This is a genomic window from Hymenobacter sp. (assembly GCF_036387835.1).
Lineage (GTDB): Bacteria > Bacteroidota > Bacteroidia > Cytophagales > Hymenobacteraceae > Hymenobacter.
On the sequence record NZ_DASVSY010000067.1, the window covers coordinates 38,937 to 53,258 of the forward strand.

Here is a 14,322-nt window from a genome sequence, read left to right on the forward strand (position 1 = left end):
AATGTAGGAATTTTAGCTGTATGGGAATGGCAACCTGTAGGGCAGCAAGCTTAGCGCGCAACGCTGCAAGTTCTATTAACAGAACAACAAGCATGTGTTCTCACTGCGTCGTCATTTCACTATAGCATCCTTAAATCTGGCGCTTCAAACGCACGAAAGCAGCCACCGACTGGCCGTTACGCTCTATTATCAGGAAAAGTGTTTTGCCGTCGCCGGAGTGAAAAATGCGACTGATTTGCGTGAGACTCATGCTCTTAACCGGAATCAGGTTGATGGATACCAACTCGTCGTCGGGTTGCAGGCCAGCGGCGGCCGCAGGTGAGTTTGGCTCTAGGCGCAACACGAAGTAGCGGCGGTATTCGGGCCCGGACGCCAGCAGTTCCAGGCCGCACATGTCGTGTTCAAATGGGTCCCGAAACAAAGCATTTGGGCGCAGCCAAAGCGAGTTGTGGGTGTAGTCGATTATCACTTCAAACCGCTTCAGCAGCTCAAATCCGATGTTGCCGTTGCGCGGTACCTCCACGCGCATGGCCCCGTTGTCGGCATCGGGGAAGGATGTAAGGGGAGAGTTAAGCTTGTACCGGCCTAGCTGCATGCTGCGCACCCGCCCCAGATACCCGTTGATGGCGCCGCTGAGGCCGCGGCCCAGTTGTGCCCGCAGGCGCTCAGTGGGCACTCGCATACGCTTATCGGAAGAAGTTTCCAACGAAAGGGCGTGCCCGGCCCCCGTGTCGAGCACGAGCTTGAGGGGCAAGGTCAATGAATCGGTGATGCTCACGGCCGTGTTGAGGTAGGACTTACGGCCTTCGATATCGAGGAGCATCTTGGTCCAGCGGCGGCCCTTTGGCGCCTCAAACGAATTCGGGGCGTGAAACCAAAGCTGCGCTGCCGTGGGCTCTACCTGCACCACAAAGCTGTTGAAAACATCGTAGCCGAGGATGCCGTGGATGGGTATGCCCACGTAGCCCGAGAGGTTGAGCACATCGGCGGAGAGCACCAAAAACGGCAGCGTAGGCGCTATTACGCCGGGCATTTTCACTTGTACGCTGTCGGAGAAGAAGGCCTCTAACGGCTTTTCCTGGCCGGCACCCATCACGTTGTAGTTGGCGCCCCGCCGCAGCTTCAGGGGCTCAATCAAGGTGGGGTCGGTGATAAGCGAAATGCCCACGCCCGAGTCGAGTAGAAAATTATAAGGTCCCTGGCCGTTGAGGTGAGCCTGCACAATGATGAGGTTGCGCTGAAACTCGAACGGTATCCGAACTTTGCGCTGCCCAGGCCTCACGAAGCGAAATGCCAGCTGCTCTTTAGTTGATTGGGGCTGAAATTGCGCTTCCGCAACCAGTGGCAGCAGCCCTAAAATCAGCACCGACAGCCTGTACCACTGCCGCCCCAGCCGCCAGCGGCCGGGCAACAAAGCAAGCGCAGGGAACCAGTGGGCAGGCATATGGGAGCAGGGCGGGATGGGAAATATAGCCAAAAGCCATCTGTTTCGCCATTCTTGCAAGAGCAATACCGGCCCCACGACCAAACCTCGGCTTCTACCTTCTCTGTTCTACGCCATACCTGCCTCAGGCGTCAGGGGTTGGCAGCTCCCATTCGCCCTGAGGATTGTAATGCAGCTGGCCCGCCTCAATGCGTAGGGGCGACTGCAAGTTGTTGTGGTAGAGTTGGCCGGTCCCTAGGCCCTGCGGAAAGTTCGGGAGGGCATACTCGCCGGCTAATTGGCTGATGGCGTTCAATCCTATGTTTGATTCCAGGGCCGATGTCAGCCACCAGCTAATGCCCCACTCCTCGGCCAGCTGCCACCATGCCGCCGCCGCCGCCATGCCGCCCACCAGCGTGGGCTTAAGAATGATGTACGCGGGCTGCACCTCCTCTAGCAGCGCTTCTTGCAGGGCGGGGTTTGTAACGCCGATTAGTTCTTCGTCCAGGGCCACGGGCACCGGCGAATGACGGCACACTTCGGCCATGGCGGCCCATTGCCCGGCTGCTAAGGGCTGCTCGATGGAGTGCAGTTGAAACCGCGCCAGCTGCTCTAGCTTTGCCAGGGCCTCGGTGGGCGCAAAGGCCCCGTTGGCATCCACGCGCAACGTAAGCTCGGTGGGGCCGGCTTCCGCCCTGATTTCGGCCAGCAATTGTAACTCAGTGGCAAAATCGAGGCTCCCAATTTTAAGTTTCAGGCAGGAATATCCTTCGGTGAGCTTCTTCCGGATTTGCTCGCGCATAAACGCCGCATCGCCCATCCAAACCAACCCGTTGATGGGCACTCCGGCCTCGCCGCGGCTGAACGGGTTATCGAAGAGCTGGCGACGGCCGCCGTGGTGCAGGTCGAGCAGGGCAGTTTCGAGGCCGAAGCGTAAGGCGGGCCATTCGGGCTCAATCAGCGCCAGCACTTCTTCCGGTGCGGCCTCGGCACTGAACTTGGCGTTGTTGAACTCAGTGCACAGGCGAGCCAACCGGGCTTCAAAATCCGCCCGGTAATCGGGGCTGAGGCCGGCTAGCGGGGCCGCTTCGCCCAAACCCGTGGCTCCCGGCTGCTGCGCATCGGTGAGGTGCAGATACCAGGCCACGTGCTCGGTGAGGGCGCCACGGGAGGTACGGGCCGGAAAGTTGAAGCGCAAAACGCGCTGTGAATAGCGAAGCTGAAGCATGGCCCTTTTGGGAAAGGTGAAATTGTTAAAAGTGAAGTTGTGCGCAAAATACCTTTCCTCATCTCACCACTTCACCTTTTCCAATTTCGCCCTTCCCAAATGGCCATAAAAAAAGCCGCTTCCGGAACGGATCCGGAAGCGGCTTTTCAAAGGCCATAGTTGGAAGTAGGCCTTCGATGGGTACAACTTACGCTTTGGCCGATGAGGTTTTGCGGGTTGCTTGGCCGCCTTTACGGCCGGCAGCGCGGGCCTCTTCGGCCGTGAAGCGGTGGCCACGGCCACTTTCGTGCGAAGCCCGTCCGCCTTCGCTGGCAATGCGACGCTGCTGCTCTGGATCCATGGCAGCAAAGCCCCGTGGACGCTTCGGCTTGGAATCGGTGGCAGCTGCTTTTGATTTAGCAGCCGGACGTGATGCTGGCGTGGGTTGAGAGTTGTTTTGCATAGTCGTATGGGTTGTGGAAAAGGAATGTCTGAAGTTGAATGTTGAAGTGGTCGGTATCTGTAAGCAAGAAACGCAGCTACCGAACTCAGGGCTAACTAAAACCGGGAAGAAATGGACCGAAGGCTATAAAATACCGCTTTCTACGGAGGAGCTTCCGCGATATACACGGCTGTGCTTGCGGCAAATACGGAGGAGCTTGCGGCCTCAACCACGGCTTGCTCCAAGCTCAGGCAAAACCTGAACTGCAGAAATGCAGTTACTTGCCAAGCCTCTTCTTTCTCTTTTGCTGCTATGTCAACGTCCCCTCTCTCCTTTGCCCCACCGGTGACTGCCGGACCTTCTTTAGCTCAACGCTTCCGGGAGGTGCGCCAACGTACGGAGCTGCTGTGTGCTCCACTCCTACCCGAAGACACGGTGGTGCAGCCCATGCTCGACGTGAGTCCGCCGAAGTGGCATCTGGCCCACGTTACGTGGTTTTGGGAGACATTCCTGCTGAAAGAACACCTACCCGGCTACTCCGTATTTCACCCCGACTACGCGTTCCTGTTCAACTCGTATTACAACTCGCTTGGCTCGCGCGTAAACCGGGCCGACCGGGGCACCATCTCGCGCCCTGCTTTAACTGATGTGTACGCCTACCGCGCCCACATCGACCAGCACATGCCGCAGCTACTGGCCCTGGCCGACACATTGCCTTCAGCTTTCCACGAAGTATTCGAGCTCGGCTTGCAGCACGAACAGCAGCACCAAGAGCTGCTAGCCACCGACATCAAGTACATCCTCAGCACCAGCCCCCTGGCCCCGGCCTATTTTACTAATTCTGAATTAGGAATTCGGAATTCTGAATCGAGGAAGACGAAGAAGCTGGAATTGGGCAACTCAGAATCTGAAATTCAGAATTCAGAATTGAGAAAGACCGTGGAGCCGGAGTTGAACGATTCGGAACCGCTAATTCAGAATTACCCCCCGTCGAAGGCGACTTGGCTGCCGGTGCCGGGCGGTATTTCGCGCATTGGGTACGAGGGCAGCGGGTTTTGCTTCGACAATGAGTTGAACCCACATGAGGTGCTGACTGCTGATTTTGAAATTCAAAACCGCTTGGTAACCAACGGAGAATACCTAGCGTTTGTGGCGGCGGGCGGCTACCACGATTTCCGGCATTGGCTCGGCGAAGGCTGGGACTTGGTGCAGAGTCAGGGCTGGGAGGCCCCGCTGTACTGGGTGTTGAAAGACAAGCAGTGGCACCGCTTCACGCACCGCGGCTTGCAGCCGGTAAACCCAACCGCTCCGGTTACGCACATCAGCTTCTACGAGGCCCAGGCCTACGCCACCTGGGTTGGTGCGCGCCTGCTCACCGAGCAGGAGTGGGAAGTAGCCGCCTGCCACTTTCAGGCCACGCCCGAGGGGGGCACTTTCCTGGAAAGCAACCTCCTCGACCCCCAGCCTCTGCCACCCAATGCCGACCCGACCCGCTGTCACCAGTTGCTCGGCGACGCCTGGGAATGGACCTACTCGCCGTACCACCCCTACCCCGGCTACAACCGGGCCCCAGGGGCGCTAGGCGAGTACAATGGCAAGTTCATGATCAACCAACTGGTGCTGCGCGGCGGCTCCTGCGCCACGCCCGTCAGCCATATTCGCCTCTCCTACCGCAACTTCTTCCACGCCGACAAGCGCTGGCAGTTCACGGGTATCCGCCTGGCCAGGTGAGTTGCTGGTTTTTAGTTGGTTGTTTTTGTAACCTAAGCTTGGCTTGCGGTTTCAGTTTTTCGGTTGTTTTCGTGTTGTCTATGTCTTCTTCTTCTGCCTCGGAACGTTCTGCTTCTGCTCTTGATGTTGCCGCCTTACCCTGGTCTTCTGAACAACTAGAAACTAGCAACCCGGAGCTAGAAACCTTGAAGCGCCACGTAGCCGAGGGGTTGCGCCGCCCGCAGAAGACCTTGTCGTCGATGTACTTCTACGATGATGAGGGAAGCCGGCTGTTTCAGTTGATCATGGCGCTGCCCGAGTACTACCCAACGCGCACCGAGTTCAAGCTTTTCACGCAGCACCAGTCGGCATTGGCTACCGCCTTGCGCCCAGCCGTTGCGCAAGAGCCGTTTTTTCTGCTGGAACTAGGGGCCGGCGACGGTTTGAAAACCAAGATTCTGCTGCGTCATTTGCTGGACACAGAAGCCGATTTCACCTACGTGCCCGTCGATATTTCCGGCGCCGCCCTCGATGGTTTGGCGGCTAGCCTACGGGACGAGCTACCCGCGCTGCGGGTTGAACCCATTGTAGCCGACTATTCGGAAGCCCTGCGCCTGATGGCGGCCCGGCCGGGCCGCAAAGTGGTGCTGTTTCTGGGCTCCAACATCGGCAACTTTCTGCCCGCCGACCGCCTCACGTTCCTGCGTAACCTGGCCGCTCCCCTTAGCCTCAACGACCGGCTCCTCATTGGCTTCGACCTGCAAAAAGACCCGCGCATCATCCGGGCCGCCTACGACGATGCGCAGGGCGTAACCGCGGCCTTCAACCTCAACCTGCTCAAGCGCCTCAACCGGGACCTTGGTGCCGACTTCGACCTCGCCCACTGGCAGCATTACACCGACTACGACCCCTTAGCCGGCACGGTACGCTCTTTTCTGGTGAGCTCCCGCGCGCAAGCCGTGCACGTTACGGCCCTCAACCAAACCTTTCCGTTTGCTGCCTGGGAAACCATTCACACCGAAAACTCCTATAAGTTCACCGGCCCGCAAATCAAAGCATTAGCGGCCGAAGCCGAATTAAGCGTCACGGAGTTCTTTACCGACGAACAAGATTACTTTGCCGATGTGGTGCTCCGGCCTTTGCAGTAAGGCAACAACTCTTCGGATGCATTAGCGCTACGCTTCGGCCGCAGAAGGCTTAGCTGAGCTCCAGTAAGCAGGTGGAGTGGAAGCCTAACCTTGCGCACTGATGGCCTCAAAGAACCGTCGCAGTAAGTTGCTCTCAACTATTTTCGAGAGGCAAACACTACAGTTGACTTGAGGCTTGCACGGGCCAGTCTAGTTTACCTACCTTATTGGCGACTGTTCTTACCGGCTTATTCTCATGTCCCCTATCAGCCTCGCCTCTGGTTACGGCAATTTTTTACCTCCCTCCGAAGTCACTGCCCGCGTAATAGACCTGCTGCGTGTGGGCCGCTTGCCCGGTAGTCCGGTAGAAGGGCTGCTCGCGTTGCGCGAGGCACTGGCCGCCGGTTATCATCGGCAAGAAGGCCCGCCGGTAACGCCCCTCAACATTGTCGTTACCCCCGGCACCAAAGCCGCTCTGTTTGCTTTGCTGCGGGCAGTGCTGCGCCCCGGCGACGAAGTATTGCTACCCACCCCCAATTGGTTTGGGTTTTGGGAATTGGTTGAACGGGCAGGAGGCGTAATGCGCGAATTGCCCTTGTCTGTAGCCGACAACTACGTGTTGTCGCCGGAGGTGTTGCGGGCGGCCATTACGCCGAACACACGGGTGATAATTTTCACCAACCCAAACAATCCAGCGGGTCGTATCTACCAGCGCGCCGAAATAGAGGCGCTGTTAACTGTCACGCGCCAGCATCCCCAGCTTTTTGTGTTGGCCGATGAAATTTATGATGGTATTTGCTTTGAATCGGAGCCGGCACACTCGCTGCTCTCCTTTCCCGATCCGCACGGGCAGCACCTGGTAGTAAACGGGTTTTCCAAATCACTGGCGCTAATGGGTTGGAACGTTGGGTACCTGGTGGCGCCGCACACAGTGGTCCGGGCCTGTGCTTTGCAGCAATTTGCTACCGGCGGTGCCGTGGCCGTAGCCAGCCAGTTTGCAGCCCTGTCCGCTACCGAAGCCAAGCCTACCATCACGGCCGCCCTCCGCCAGCAGCTACTCCCCAACCGCCAGCGCCTGCTCGATTTTCTGGCTACTTTACCGGGCTCTTTGCCGCATCGCCCGGGCGGCACCTACTATACCTTCCCCGACCTGCGCGCCTTTCTCGCGTCTGGGGTTGCGCCCGCCGAGGCTTCAGCCCAACTAGTAGCGAAACTCAAAGCTTCCGGCGTAGTGGTAGTGGATGGCGCAACCTGCGGAGCCCCCGGTTTTGCGCGGCTGTCGTACGCGGTGCCGGCGGCGGAACTGGCGGAGGCAATTTGGAGGCTTTCGGTTGTTTTACAATTTGATGTTACGCACCGCAGCGGCTGATTGCTTGAAAATCGCCTTTTCTAAAGAAGCAAGAGCCCCTTGCTAGTGTTCCTGCTAATTCGGTGTGTAACATCAGTTACAATAATTCCAGGCACGAAAGCTAGGCGGCAAGTTCAGGGCTGAAGTCGGTTGCTGGCGGCAACTGAGCTACCTTTGCAAACTTCTTTTGTTTTGCCCTCATGCCGCTCGCTGCCCTTCGCCCCCACCTCAAACCCATTTTTCTGCTGGCTTATCCCGTCGTGTTTAGCCAGCTAGGCCACGTGCTGGTCAACGTCTGCGACTCGGTGGTAGTAGGGCAAACGGGCAAGGTGCCACTGGCCGCCATCGGGGTCGGAGTAAGCGTGAGCACCGTGGTCATGATTTTAGGCCTGGGGCTGTCGATGGGCATCACGCCGCTGGTAGCCGCCGCCAACGGACAGCGCGACGTGCCACAACTCGGCCGGTTGCTGGTGGCTGGCGTGTGGCTGAGTACGCTGGCCGGTGTTCTACTCGCCGTTGCCGGCATCGGGGTGGCGCCGCTTCTAGGGTACCTTGGCCAAACCGCCGAGGTAGTGGCGCTGGCCGCTCCCTGGGTACGAATCATGTTCCTGTCTTTCCTGCCGCTCATGATATTCCAGGGCTTCAAGCAATTTGCTGAGGGTTTGGGACTCACGCGGCAGGCCATGTACTTGTCGGTCCTGGCCAATATCGTCAATGCCGGCTTGTGCTATGTGTTGGTGTTTGGCAAACTAGGTTTTCCCGCCCTCGGCATGATTGGGTCGGCCTGGGCCACGCTGCTTGCCCGCATCTTGATGGCCCTGCTGATGGGCGCGTACATGTTGCGGGCCGCACGCTTGCGCCCTTACCGGGCAGGGGCATCCTCCTGGCGCCGGCCCGATGGTGCCACGCTACGCCGCTTGGTAGCCATTGGCTCACCCATTGGCTTGCAGATGATGTTTGAAATGGGGGCTTTCAGCTTTTCCAATATTATGATTGGCTGGCTGGGGGTTACGCCGCAGGCGGCTCATCAAATTGCCATCAATGTGGCGTCGGTTACGTATATGGCCGCCAGTGGTATTGCGGCGGCGGCTACTATTCGGGTGGGTAATTTGCGCGGTGTGGGCGATGCGTACGGCGCCCGACAAGCGGGGATGGCCGCCTATCTGCTGACTTTTTTGTTTATGGCTTCTATGGGGTTGCTGCTGGTAGCAGGCCGCCATTACGTGCCGCATTTCTACAACCACGACCCCGCCGTGGTAGCGCAGGCAGCCAACCTGTTGCTCATTGCCGCCGCCTTCCAGGTCTCCGATGGCTTGCAGGTGGTAGGCCTGGGCGCCTTGCGGGGGTTAGAAGACGTTAAAATACCTTCCTTGGTAGCCTTGCTCGCCTACTGGGTTATTGCCTTGCCAACCGGCTACGGGCTGGGCTTTGGATTGAATATGGGGAATATTGGCGTGTGGCTAGGGCTGCTAACGGGCCTGACGCTGGTAGCCGGGGTGCTGCTTTGGCGTTTCCGGCAGCATAGTGCCGTGCCTCTGCGGCCTTCCGCCGTGCTGGCCGGCCGCTAGACTGCTTGTTAGGGTCGTATGTTGAGCCGGGGGAACGAGACGTTATAAATTTGATGTACCAGGAAAAGCAGTTGGTCTTCATGGCCGGCTCTTCATCGTTTATCTTTGAAAATGACTTTTTTCTCGTTTCTCCTACTTCTGCTTTCTCAGACCCAGCCGGCCCCTGCTCAAACGCCTACGCAAGCCGCCCCTACCAAAGAAAGCATTCCTTGGTCAACACAGCGGCCCCTCACCTGGTCGGATTTCAAGAGTAAGCCCACGCCCGCCGACCGGCTGGCCGCTCTTACCTCCGGCAATATCGATGTGCAGGTAGGCTGCACCGACTTCGTGTTTAGCTCTAGCGTGAAAGCCGTGTTCCTGCCCAAGGAATCGTGGGTGCGCGATGCCAGTAAAGCTTCTCCTGAGCTACTACGCCACGAGCAGCTCCACTTCGACATCACCGAGTTGCACGCCCGCATGTTGCGCCAGAAACTGACCTTGGTAAAGCTGAATTGCCAGCACCTTAATCCGGCCTTCAGCAACCTGACGAAGGCTGCTTTTTCTGCCTGGCAGCGCGAAGAAGCCCGCTACGACCAGGAAACCAACCATGGCCTCAATGCTGAAAAACAGAAGTTCTGGGAAGCCCAGGTGCAGGTGCGCCTCGCCCAACTCGTGGCTTTTGCGCAGTAAGCCGGCATTTTAAATTCACTTTGGGCCGATTATGTCTTCTACTATTTCTTGGGCTGATTTCCAACGAGTTGACTTGCGGGTCGGCACCATTCTCGAAGCGCACGAATTTCCGGCAGCGCGGCGCCCAGCTTATCAGCTGCTCATCGACTTAGGTCCCGAAACAGGCCTGAAACGGTCGAGTGCTCAGATTACCCACCATTATCAGTGTTCCGACCTAATAGGGCGCCAGGTGCTGTGTGTCGTCAATTTCCCACCCAAGCAAATCGGCAAGTTTATGTCGGAAGTGCTGGTGACTGGCGCCCCCGACGCACAAGGTGATATTATACTAGCCACCCTTGCCGCCCCAGTTCCCAATGGCAGCCGGCTGCTATGAGGTGAGTTGGCAATTTTTAACGTTTAGCTTGTCTTTCCTGCGCCGCTTGAAGGTCAAAACTCACTTTTTCTGGCCTAGTTTCGTTTGGCGCATGGCCAAGGTATCGAGGACGACGCCGTAGATGTCGTCGAGGTCTTTGCCGTGACTGGCGTAGTAGCGGTAGCTTCGCTGAAACAAGGAATCGGTTACTTCGCGGCGCCAGAAGATGTTTTTCTGCTGCTGCAAATAAAGAGCCCGGGCCGAATCAGGGGAAAGGTGGGAATATTCCACCCGCGCTTCGAGCATATGCAAATCGGCTAATACGTTTACGAGCTGCTCACGGGACATAATAGGTTCCGGCGGCGGCGCATCGTCAAGGTGTTTACAGCCGAACAGCATGCCAGCTAACAATAAACTAAACCTGAACCAATAAGCACGTAATAGCAAGTTTTTCACGGCGCAAAAATACAATTTCCTGATGGCTTCCCGGTTGATGCGTACAGATTCCTGTGGCATCTCGTGGTTTTCCTTTCTTTACGAGTGCCAACACTAACTCGATTCACGTAGTTTAGCTGCCATGAACGTTCCCACTCCTACGCCATTTCAGTTGCTCGTGCGTAAGCTTCGGCAGGTGGAAATCCGGATGCTCAAAGCAGTGGATGCGCAGTTGCAAGGCAATTTTCATTCCGTCTTTAAGGGCACCGGTCTCGAATTCGATGACGTCCGGCTCTACCAATACGGCGACGAGGTACGGGCTATCGACTGGGCCGTATCCAGTAAAGGTCACGGCACTTTTATCAAAACCTACAAGGAAGAACGGGAACAACAGGTGCTGCTGCTTTTCGACGTGAGCGGCTCGCAACAGGTAGGGGCCGCCAACCGCCGCAAGCTGGATGTGGGCCGCGAAATCTGCGGGATTCTGGCCCTCGCCGCCGCCCGGCAAGACGCACAACTTGGGATTCTGGCCTTTTCCGACCAAAAAGAGCTGTACATGCCGCCCGGCAAGGGCGTGCGGCACGCCTACGCTCTTATCAAGCAGCTATTCAACCTGGAGCCCAAATCCAGGCAGACCGCAGTGGGAGCCGGCATCAAGCAGGCCCTGGGGCTACTGAAACGACGCAGCATCATACTCCTGATTTCCGACTTCATCGATACTGCCTACGAACGGGAGCTAACTATGCTGGCCCGTAAGCACGACTTGGTGGTAGTACAATTGCTCGACAAGCGCGAACAGGAGTTTCCGCCCTTGGGCATTGTGCCGCTTTACGATCAAGAGTCTGGCCGCACAGTTTGGACCAACACGTCGTCGGCGGGCTTTCGGGCCCGCTACCGCGCCACCTACGAACAGAACCGTTCTCAGATCGGGCAAATCTGTCGTCGTCACCGCACCGAGTATCTTTCCATCGCCACCGATGCCGACTACGTACCGCAGCTTATTCGGCTGTTTCGGCGGCGCAACTTGCGGGCTGGTCGTGGGTAAGGGAGTACAGATTATGTGGGGTACGTTGCTTCGCCAGGCGGTTGCCGGCTTGTTGTTGGTGCGAAATAAGGTTTCTGCTTTTCAGCTAAGTCGCCCTTTGTGCTATGCTGCGGGGTTGCTGCTGCTTTTTCTGGCTGTTGCAGCCAGCGCGCAGGTCCCTGCTGATCCGCCGCGCGGTCGGTTTCTGCAGCCCTCCGTCCGGGTTGGCGAACTTGTCGACTATGAGCTTAGCTACAGCCACGCGCCGGGGCTGAACGTTATTTTCCCTGATTCCACCGCCACCTACGCCCCCTTCGAGTTCGTAGGCAAAACCTACCGCCCCACCCGCACCCGCCAGGGCCGCAGCCTCGACGAAACGGTATACCACCTGCGCACCTTCGCCCTCGATTCGGTGCAGCGGCTGGCGTTGCCCGTTACGATCCTGCGCGGCCACGATACGCTAACGGTACCAACTACCGTAGCCGCCGTGCAACTGCAACGGGTAGTGCCACCCGTTGCAGCGGGAGCGGCACCCGTACTACGCCAAAATACCACGCTGCTGCCCGTCGAGCCGGCTTTCAACTATCCCTATTGGCTGGCTGGCCTGGGCATGTTCGTGCTGGTGCTCGGTGGCGTCACGCTTGGCTTCGGACGGCGGTGGCGGCAGCGATATCAATTGTATAAGCTGCGCAAAAACCACATTTATTTCCTTGCTCAATACGCCCGCCACGTCGAGCGTTTCAAGCTTAGCCGCTCGCTCACCAACATGGAACGGGCCATCACCCTCTGGAAAAACTACCTTACCACCCTCGAAGACAACGTCATCAACAGCCTCACCACCCGCGAAATTGTGGCCCACTACGATAATGATACCGACGTAAGTCTCGCCTTACGCCTCGCCGACCGCGTTATCTATGGCAATCAGTTCACGGAAGACGAAACCGAAACCGACTTGGCTTTCGACCTCCTCCGCGACTTCGCCCAACGACGGTTCGAACTCGAACGAACCCGGGCGAACCAATGAGGAATAAGATCGATAAGCAATTGATAAACAGGGCATAATTCACAATTCATACAATGCAGCTTTGGCAACAGTTTCTTGGCCCGATGGTGGATAGCCTGCGCTATTCCACGCTGGCCAGCTATGCCTGGGAAATGCCGCGGCTGCTGTTTCTAATTGCGGGTATTCCCCTGCTATTTGCGGCGCGTTGGCTGCTAGCGTATCGCCGGCGCAGTAAACTGGGTGTAGCGTTCGTGCAGGGCCAAGTCCGCCGCGACTGGAGTGCTGTACTGCGCTTTATTCCCGACATCGTGCTAGCGTTGAGTTTGGCGTTTGGCATTGTAGCACTGGCCCGGCCACAGCGCACCGACGAGCGGGTGGTGCAGTCGGGCGAGGGTATTGATATTGTGCTGGTGCTAGACGTGTCAGGGTCGATGGAGCTAGGCGACTTGCGCCCCAACCGCCTGGAGGCCGCTAAGCGCATGGCGCACGAGTTTGTAGATGGCCGCACCGGCGACCGGCTTGGGCTGGTGGTTTTCGCTGGTGATGCCTATTCCCTGGCTCCCTTAACCACCGATTACGAGCTGCTGCGCGAAAGCATCGACGGCTTGAAACTGGGCATGATTGCCAACGACGGCACGGCCATTGGCACGGCGCTAGGCGTGGCCACCAACCGCCTACGCGACTCCCACAGCCGCAGCCGGGTGTGCATTCTCCTCTCCGACGGCGAAAACACCGCCGGCAGCCTCGACCCACTCACGGCCGCCCAACTAGCCCATGCCTACGGGTTGAAAATTTACACCATCGGGCTGGGGCAAGACGGCGTGGTACCCTTTGGCACCGATGGCCTCGGCCGGACCAACTACGTGAACACCCGCCTCGACGAAACCACCATGCGCCAAATTGCCGGAGCAGCTGAAGGTCAGTTCTTCCGCGCCACCGACAACGCCGCGCTCCGCCAGGTTTTCCAGCGCATCAACCGCTACGAGAAATCAGAAATCAAGCAGACTCGCTTCCGCAACACCCGGGACTATTACCGCATTTACTTGTTTTGGTGCGTAGGCCTGTGGCTGCTCTGGTTAGGCCTGAAAAACACGTTCCTGACCAACGCCCTGGAAGACTGAATCACGGATTTTTCGGATTGAACGGATTGATCGGATTTTGTAGACCAGCATGTTCCTGCTTTGCCTTTCGCTTCGTCCCCTTCCCCATACCATAGCTATGTGTAACAGCAGCTGATACAACGTATGCTTCCTGTTTTTCGAGGATCTACAAAATCCGCCCCATCCGTCTAATCCGAAAAATCCGTGATTTCTGAAAATATCCGCTTCTTTGAAAGCCAACTGGAAGGCACCAACTGCCGCTTGGTCACTGTCACGAAAACGCACTCCGTAGAGCGCTTACAAGAAGCTTACGACGCTGGTGCTCGGCTTTTTGGGGAAAACAAAGTGCAGGAAATGGCCGCCAAACAGCCTAAGTTGCCCGCTGATATTGAGTGGCACCTGATTGGGCATCTGCAAACCAACAAGGTCAAATACATTGCGCCTTTCGTGCACACCATTCAGAGCGTGGACAGTTTGAAGCTGCTGCTGGAAATGGAAAAGCAAGCGGCCAAGCACAACCGCATCATCAATGGGCTGCTGCAGTTTCATATTGCTGCCGAGGAAACCAAAACCGGCCTCACGCTCGCGGAAGCAGAAGAAATCTTCCAGTCTGATGTTTATCAGGCTTTGCAGCACGTGCACCTAACCGGCGTGATGGCCATTGCTACCAATACACCAGATGAGACGCAGCTGCGCCGGGAGTTTGGGGAGCTACGCGGCTACTTCGAGCTTCTTAAAGCTAAGTACTTCACTGGTAACGAGACCTTTCGCGAGATTTCCATGGGCATGAGCTCCGACTACCGGCTGGCTATTGCCGAAGGCAGCACGCTCATCCGGGTGGGCAGCGCTATTTTTGGGGCAAGGTAACTTCGTTTCGGTTGTTGGGTTTTCGACGGTTGTTTTTATCAAACGGG

The 14,322-nt window shown here is 57.5% G+C and carries 14 protein-coding genes; 10 read left to right on the forward strand and 4 right to left on the reverse strand.

The features are described 5' to 3' along the window. Window positions 1-130: 130 nt before the first annotated feature. The 3 genes from VF639_RS12615 to VF639_RS12625 all read right to left on the reverse strand — a co-directional run bounded on the left by VF639_RS12615 (window position 131) and on the right by VF639_RS12625 (window position 3,093). Window positions 131-1,444, reverse strand: coding sequence for an aspartyl protease family protein (locus tag VF639_RS12615; RefSeq protein WP_331146267.1), 1,314 nt, complete (start codon window positions 1,442-1,444; stop codon window positions 131-133). Between the two features lie 124 nt (window positions 1,445-1,568). Continuing rightward, window positions 1,569-2,651 (reverse strand): o-succinylbenzoate synthase, encoded by a 1,083-nt coding sequence (locus tag VF639_RS12620; RefSeq protein WP_331146268.1) that lies wholly within the window; start codon window positions 2,649-2,651, stop codon window positions 1,569-1,571. A gap of 187 nt (window positions 2,652-2,838) precedes the next feature. Then, window positions 2,839-3,093 (reverse strand): KGG domain-containing protein, encoded by a 255-nt coding sequence (locus tag VF639_RS12625; protein ID WP_331146269.1) that lies wholly within the window; start codon window positions 3,091-3,093, stop codon window positions 2,839-2,841. Window positions 3,094-3,384: 291 nt separating this feature from the next. Here VF639_RS12625 and egtB point away from each other — a divergent pair, with 291 nt between their 5' ends. The 6 genes from egtB to VF639_RS12655 all read left to right on the forward strand — a co-directional run bounded on the left by egtB (window position 3,385) and on the right by VF639_RS12655 (window position 9,867). Next, window positions 3,385-4,803, forward strand: a complete 1,419-nt coding sequence (egtB, locus tag VF639_RS12630; RefSeq protein ID WP_331146270.1) for an ergothioneine biosynthesis protein EgtB — start codon at window positions 3,385-3,387, stop codon at window positions 4,801-4,803. An 80-nt stretch (window positions 4,804-4,883) separates the two neighbouring features. Continuing rightward, window positions 4,884-5,930 (forward strand): L-histidine N(alpha)-methyltransferase, encoded by a 1,047-nt coding sequence (gene egtD / locus VF639_RS12635; RefSeq protein ID WP_331146271.1) that lies wholly within the window; start codon window positions 4,884-4,886, stop codon window positions 5,928-5,930. Between the two features lie 235 nt (window positions 5,931-6,165). Beyond that, window positions 6,166-7,278, forward strand: coding sequence for a pyridoxal phosphate-dependent aminotransferase (locus tag VF639_RS12640; RefSeq protein WP_331146272.1), 1,113 nt, complete (start codon window positions 6,166-6,168; stop codon window positions 7,276-7,278). A 179-nt stretch (window positions 7,279-7,457) separates the two neighbouring features. Beyond that, window positions 7,458-8,825, forward strand: coding sequence for an MATE family efflux transporter (locus tag VF639_RS12645; RefSeq protein ID WP_331146273.1), 1,368 nt, complete (start codon window positions 7,458-7,460; stop codon window positions 8,823-8,825). A 111-nt stretch (window positions 8,826-8,936) separates the two neighbouring features. Then, window positions 8,937-9,494, forward strand: coding sequence for a DUF922 domain-containing protein (locus VF639_RS12650; RefSeq protein ID WP_331146307.1), 558 nt, complete (start codon window positions 8,937-8,939; stop codon window positions 9,492-9,494). 31 nt (window positions 9,495-9,525) lie between these two features. Then, window positions 9,526-9,867: a tRNA-binding protein gene (locus tag VF639_RS12655; protein ID WP_331146274.1), complete on the forward strand. Its 342-nt coding sequence runs from the start codon at window positions 9,526-9,528 to the stop codon at window positions 9,865-9,867. 60 nt (window positions 9,868-9,927) lie between these two features. On the opposite strand, the gene VF639_RS12660 is transcribed toward VF639_RS12655, so the two are convergent. Next, a complete protein-coding gene (locus tag VF639_RS12660) occupies window positions 9,928-10,194 on the reverse strand; it encodes a DUF4296 domain-containing protein (RefSeq protein ID WP_331146275.1) in 267 nt (88 codons plus the stop codon). A 229-nt stretch (window positions 10,195-10,423) separates the two neighbouring features. Between VF639_RS12660 and VF639_RS12665 the strand changes: the two genes are divergently transcribed. The 4 genes from VF639_RS12665 (at window position 10,424) to VF639_RS12680 (ending at window position 14,275) form a co-directional block, all read left to right on the forward strand. Next, window positions 10,424-11,326, forward strand: coding sequence for a DUF58 domain-containing protein (locus tag VF639_RS12665; RefSeq protein WP_331146276.1), 903 nt, complete (start codon window positions 10,424-10,426; stop codon window positions 11,324-11,326). Further along, the gene (locus tag VF639_RS12670; protein ID WP_331146277.1) at window positions 11,259-12,329 is read left to right on the forward strand and encodes a hypothetical protein; all 1,071 of its coding nucleotides are present in this window, start codon (window positions 11,259-11,261) and stop codon (window positions 12,327-12,329) included. The genes VF639_RS12665 and VF639_RS12670 overlap by 68 nt, the downstream gene beginning before the upstream one ends. Window positions 12,330-12,382: 53 nt before the next feature. Next, window positions 12,383-13,429, forward strand: a complete 1,047-nt coding sequence (locus tag VF639_RS12675) for a vWA domain-containing protein (protein WP_331146278.1) — start codon at window positions 12,383-12,385, stop codon at window positions 13,427-13,429. Between the two features lie 183 nt (window positions 13,430-13,612). After that, window positions 13,613-14,275, forward strand: coding sequence for a YggS family pyridoxal phosphate-dependent enzyme (locus VF639_RS12680; RefSeq protein ID WP_331146279.1), 663 nt, complete (start codon window positions 13,613-13,615; stop codon window positions 14,273-14,275). Window positions 14,276-14,322: the final 47 nt, after the last annotated feature.

Excerpts from the sequence above, each read along its gene's own strand:
- VF639_RS12615 (WP_331146267.1), bottom strand. The coding sequence starts at position 1,444 with ATGCCTGCCCACTGGTTCCCTGCGCTTGCTTTGTTGCCCGGCCGCTGG.
- VF639_RS12665 (WP_331146276.1), top strand. The coding sequence starts at position 10,424 with ATGAACGTTCCCACTCCTACGCCATTTCAGTTGCTCGTGCGTAAGCTT.
- VF639_RS12655 (WP_331146274.1), top strand. The coding sequence starts at position 9,526 with ATGTCTTCTACTATTTCTTGGGCTGATTTCCAACGAGTTGACTTGCGG.
- VF639_RS12625 (WP_331146269.1), bottom strand. The coding sequence starts at position 3,093 with ATGCAAAACAACTCTCAACCCACGCCAGCATCACGTCCGGCTGCTAAA.
- egtB (WP_331146270.1), top strand. The coding sequence starts at position 3,385 with ATGTCAACGTCCCCTCTCTCCTTTGCCCCACCGGTGACTGCCGGACCT.
- VF639_RS12675 (WP_331146278.1), top strand. The coding sequence starts at position 12,383 with ATGCAGCTTTGGCAACAGTTTCTTGGCCCGATGGTGGATAGCCTGCGC.
- VF639_RS12620 (WP_331146268.1), bottom strand. The coding sequence starts at position 2,651 with ATGCTTCAGCTTCGCTATTCACAGCGCGTTTTGCGCTTCAACTTTCCG.
- VF639_RS12640 (WP_331146272.1), top strand. The coding sequence starts at position 6,166 with ATGTCCCCTATCAGCCTCGCCTCTGGTTACGGCAATTTTTTACCTCCC.
- egtD (WP_331146271.1), top strand. The coding sequence starts at position 4,884 with ATGTCTTCTTCTTCTGCCTCGGAACGTTCTGCTTCTGCTCTTGATGTT.
- VF639_RS12670 (WP_331146277.1), top strand. The coding sequence starts at position 11,259 with ATGCCGACTACGTACCGCAGCTTATTCGGCTGTTTCGGCGGCGCAACT.
- VF639_RS12660 (WP_331146275.1), bottom strand. The coding sequence starts at position 10,194 with ATGTCCCGTGAGCAGCTCGTAAACGTATTAGCCGATTTGCATATGCTC.
- VF639_RS12650 (WP_331146307.1), top strand. The coding sequence starts at position 8,937 with ATGACTTTTTTCTCGTTTCTCCTACTTCTGCTTTCTCAGACCCAGCCG.
- VF639_RS12645 (WP_331146273.1), top strand. The coding sequence starts at position 7,458 with ATGCCGCTCGCTGCCCTTCGCCCCCACCTCAAACCCATTTTTCTGCTG.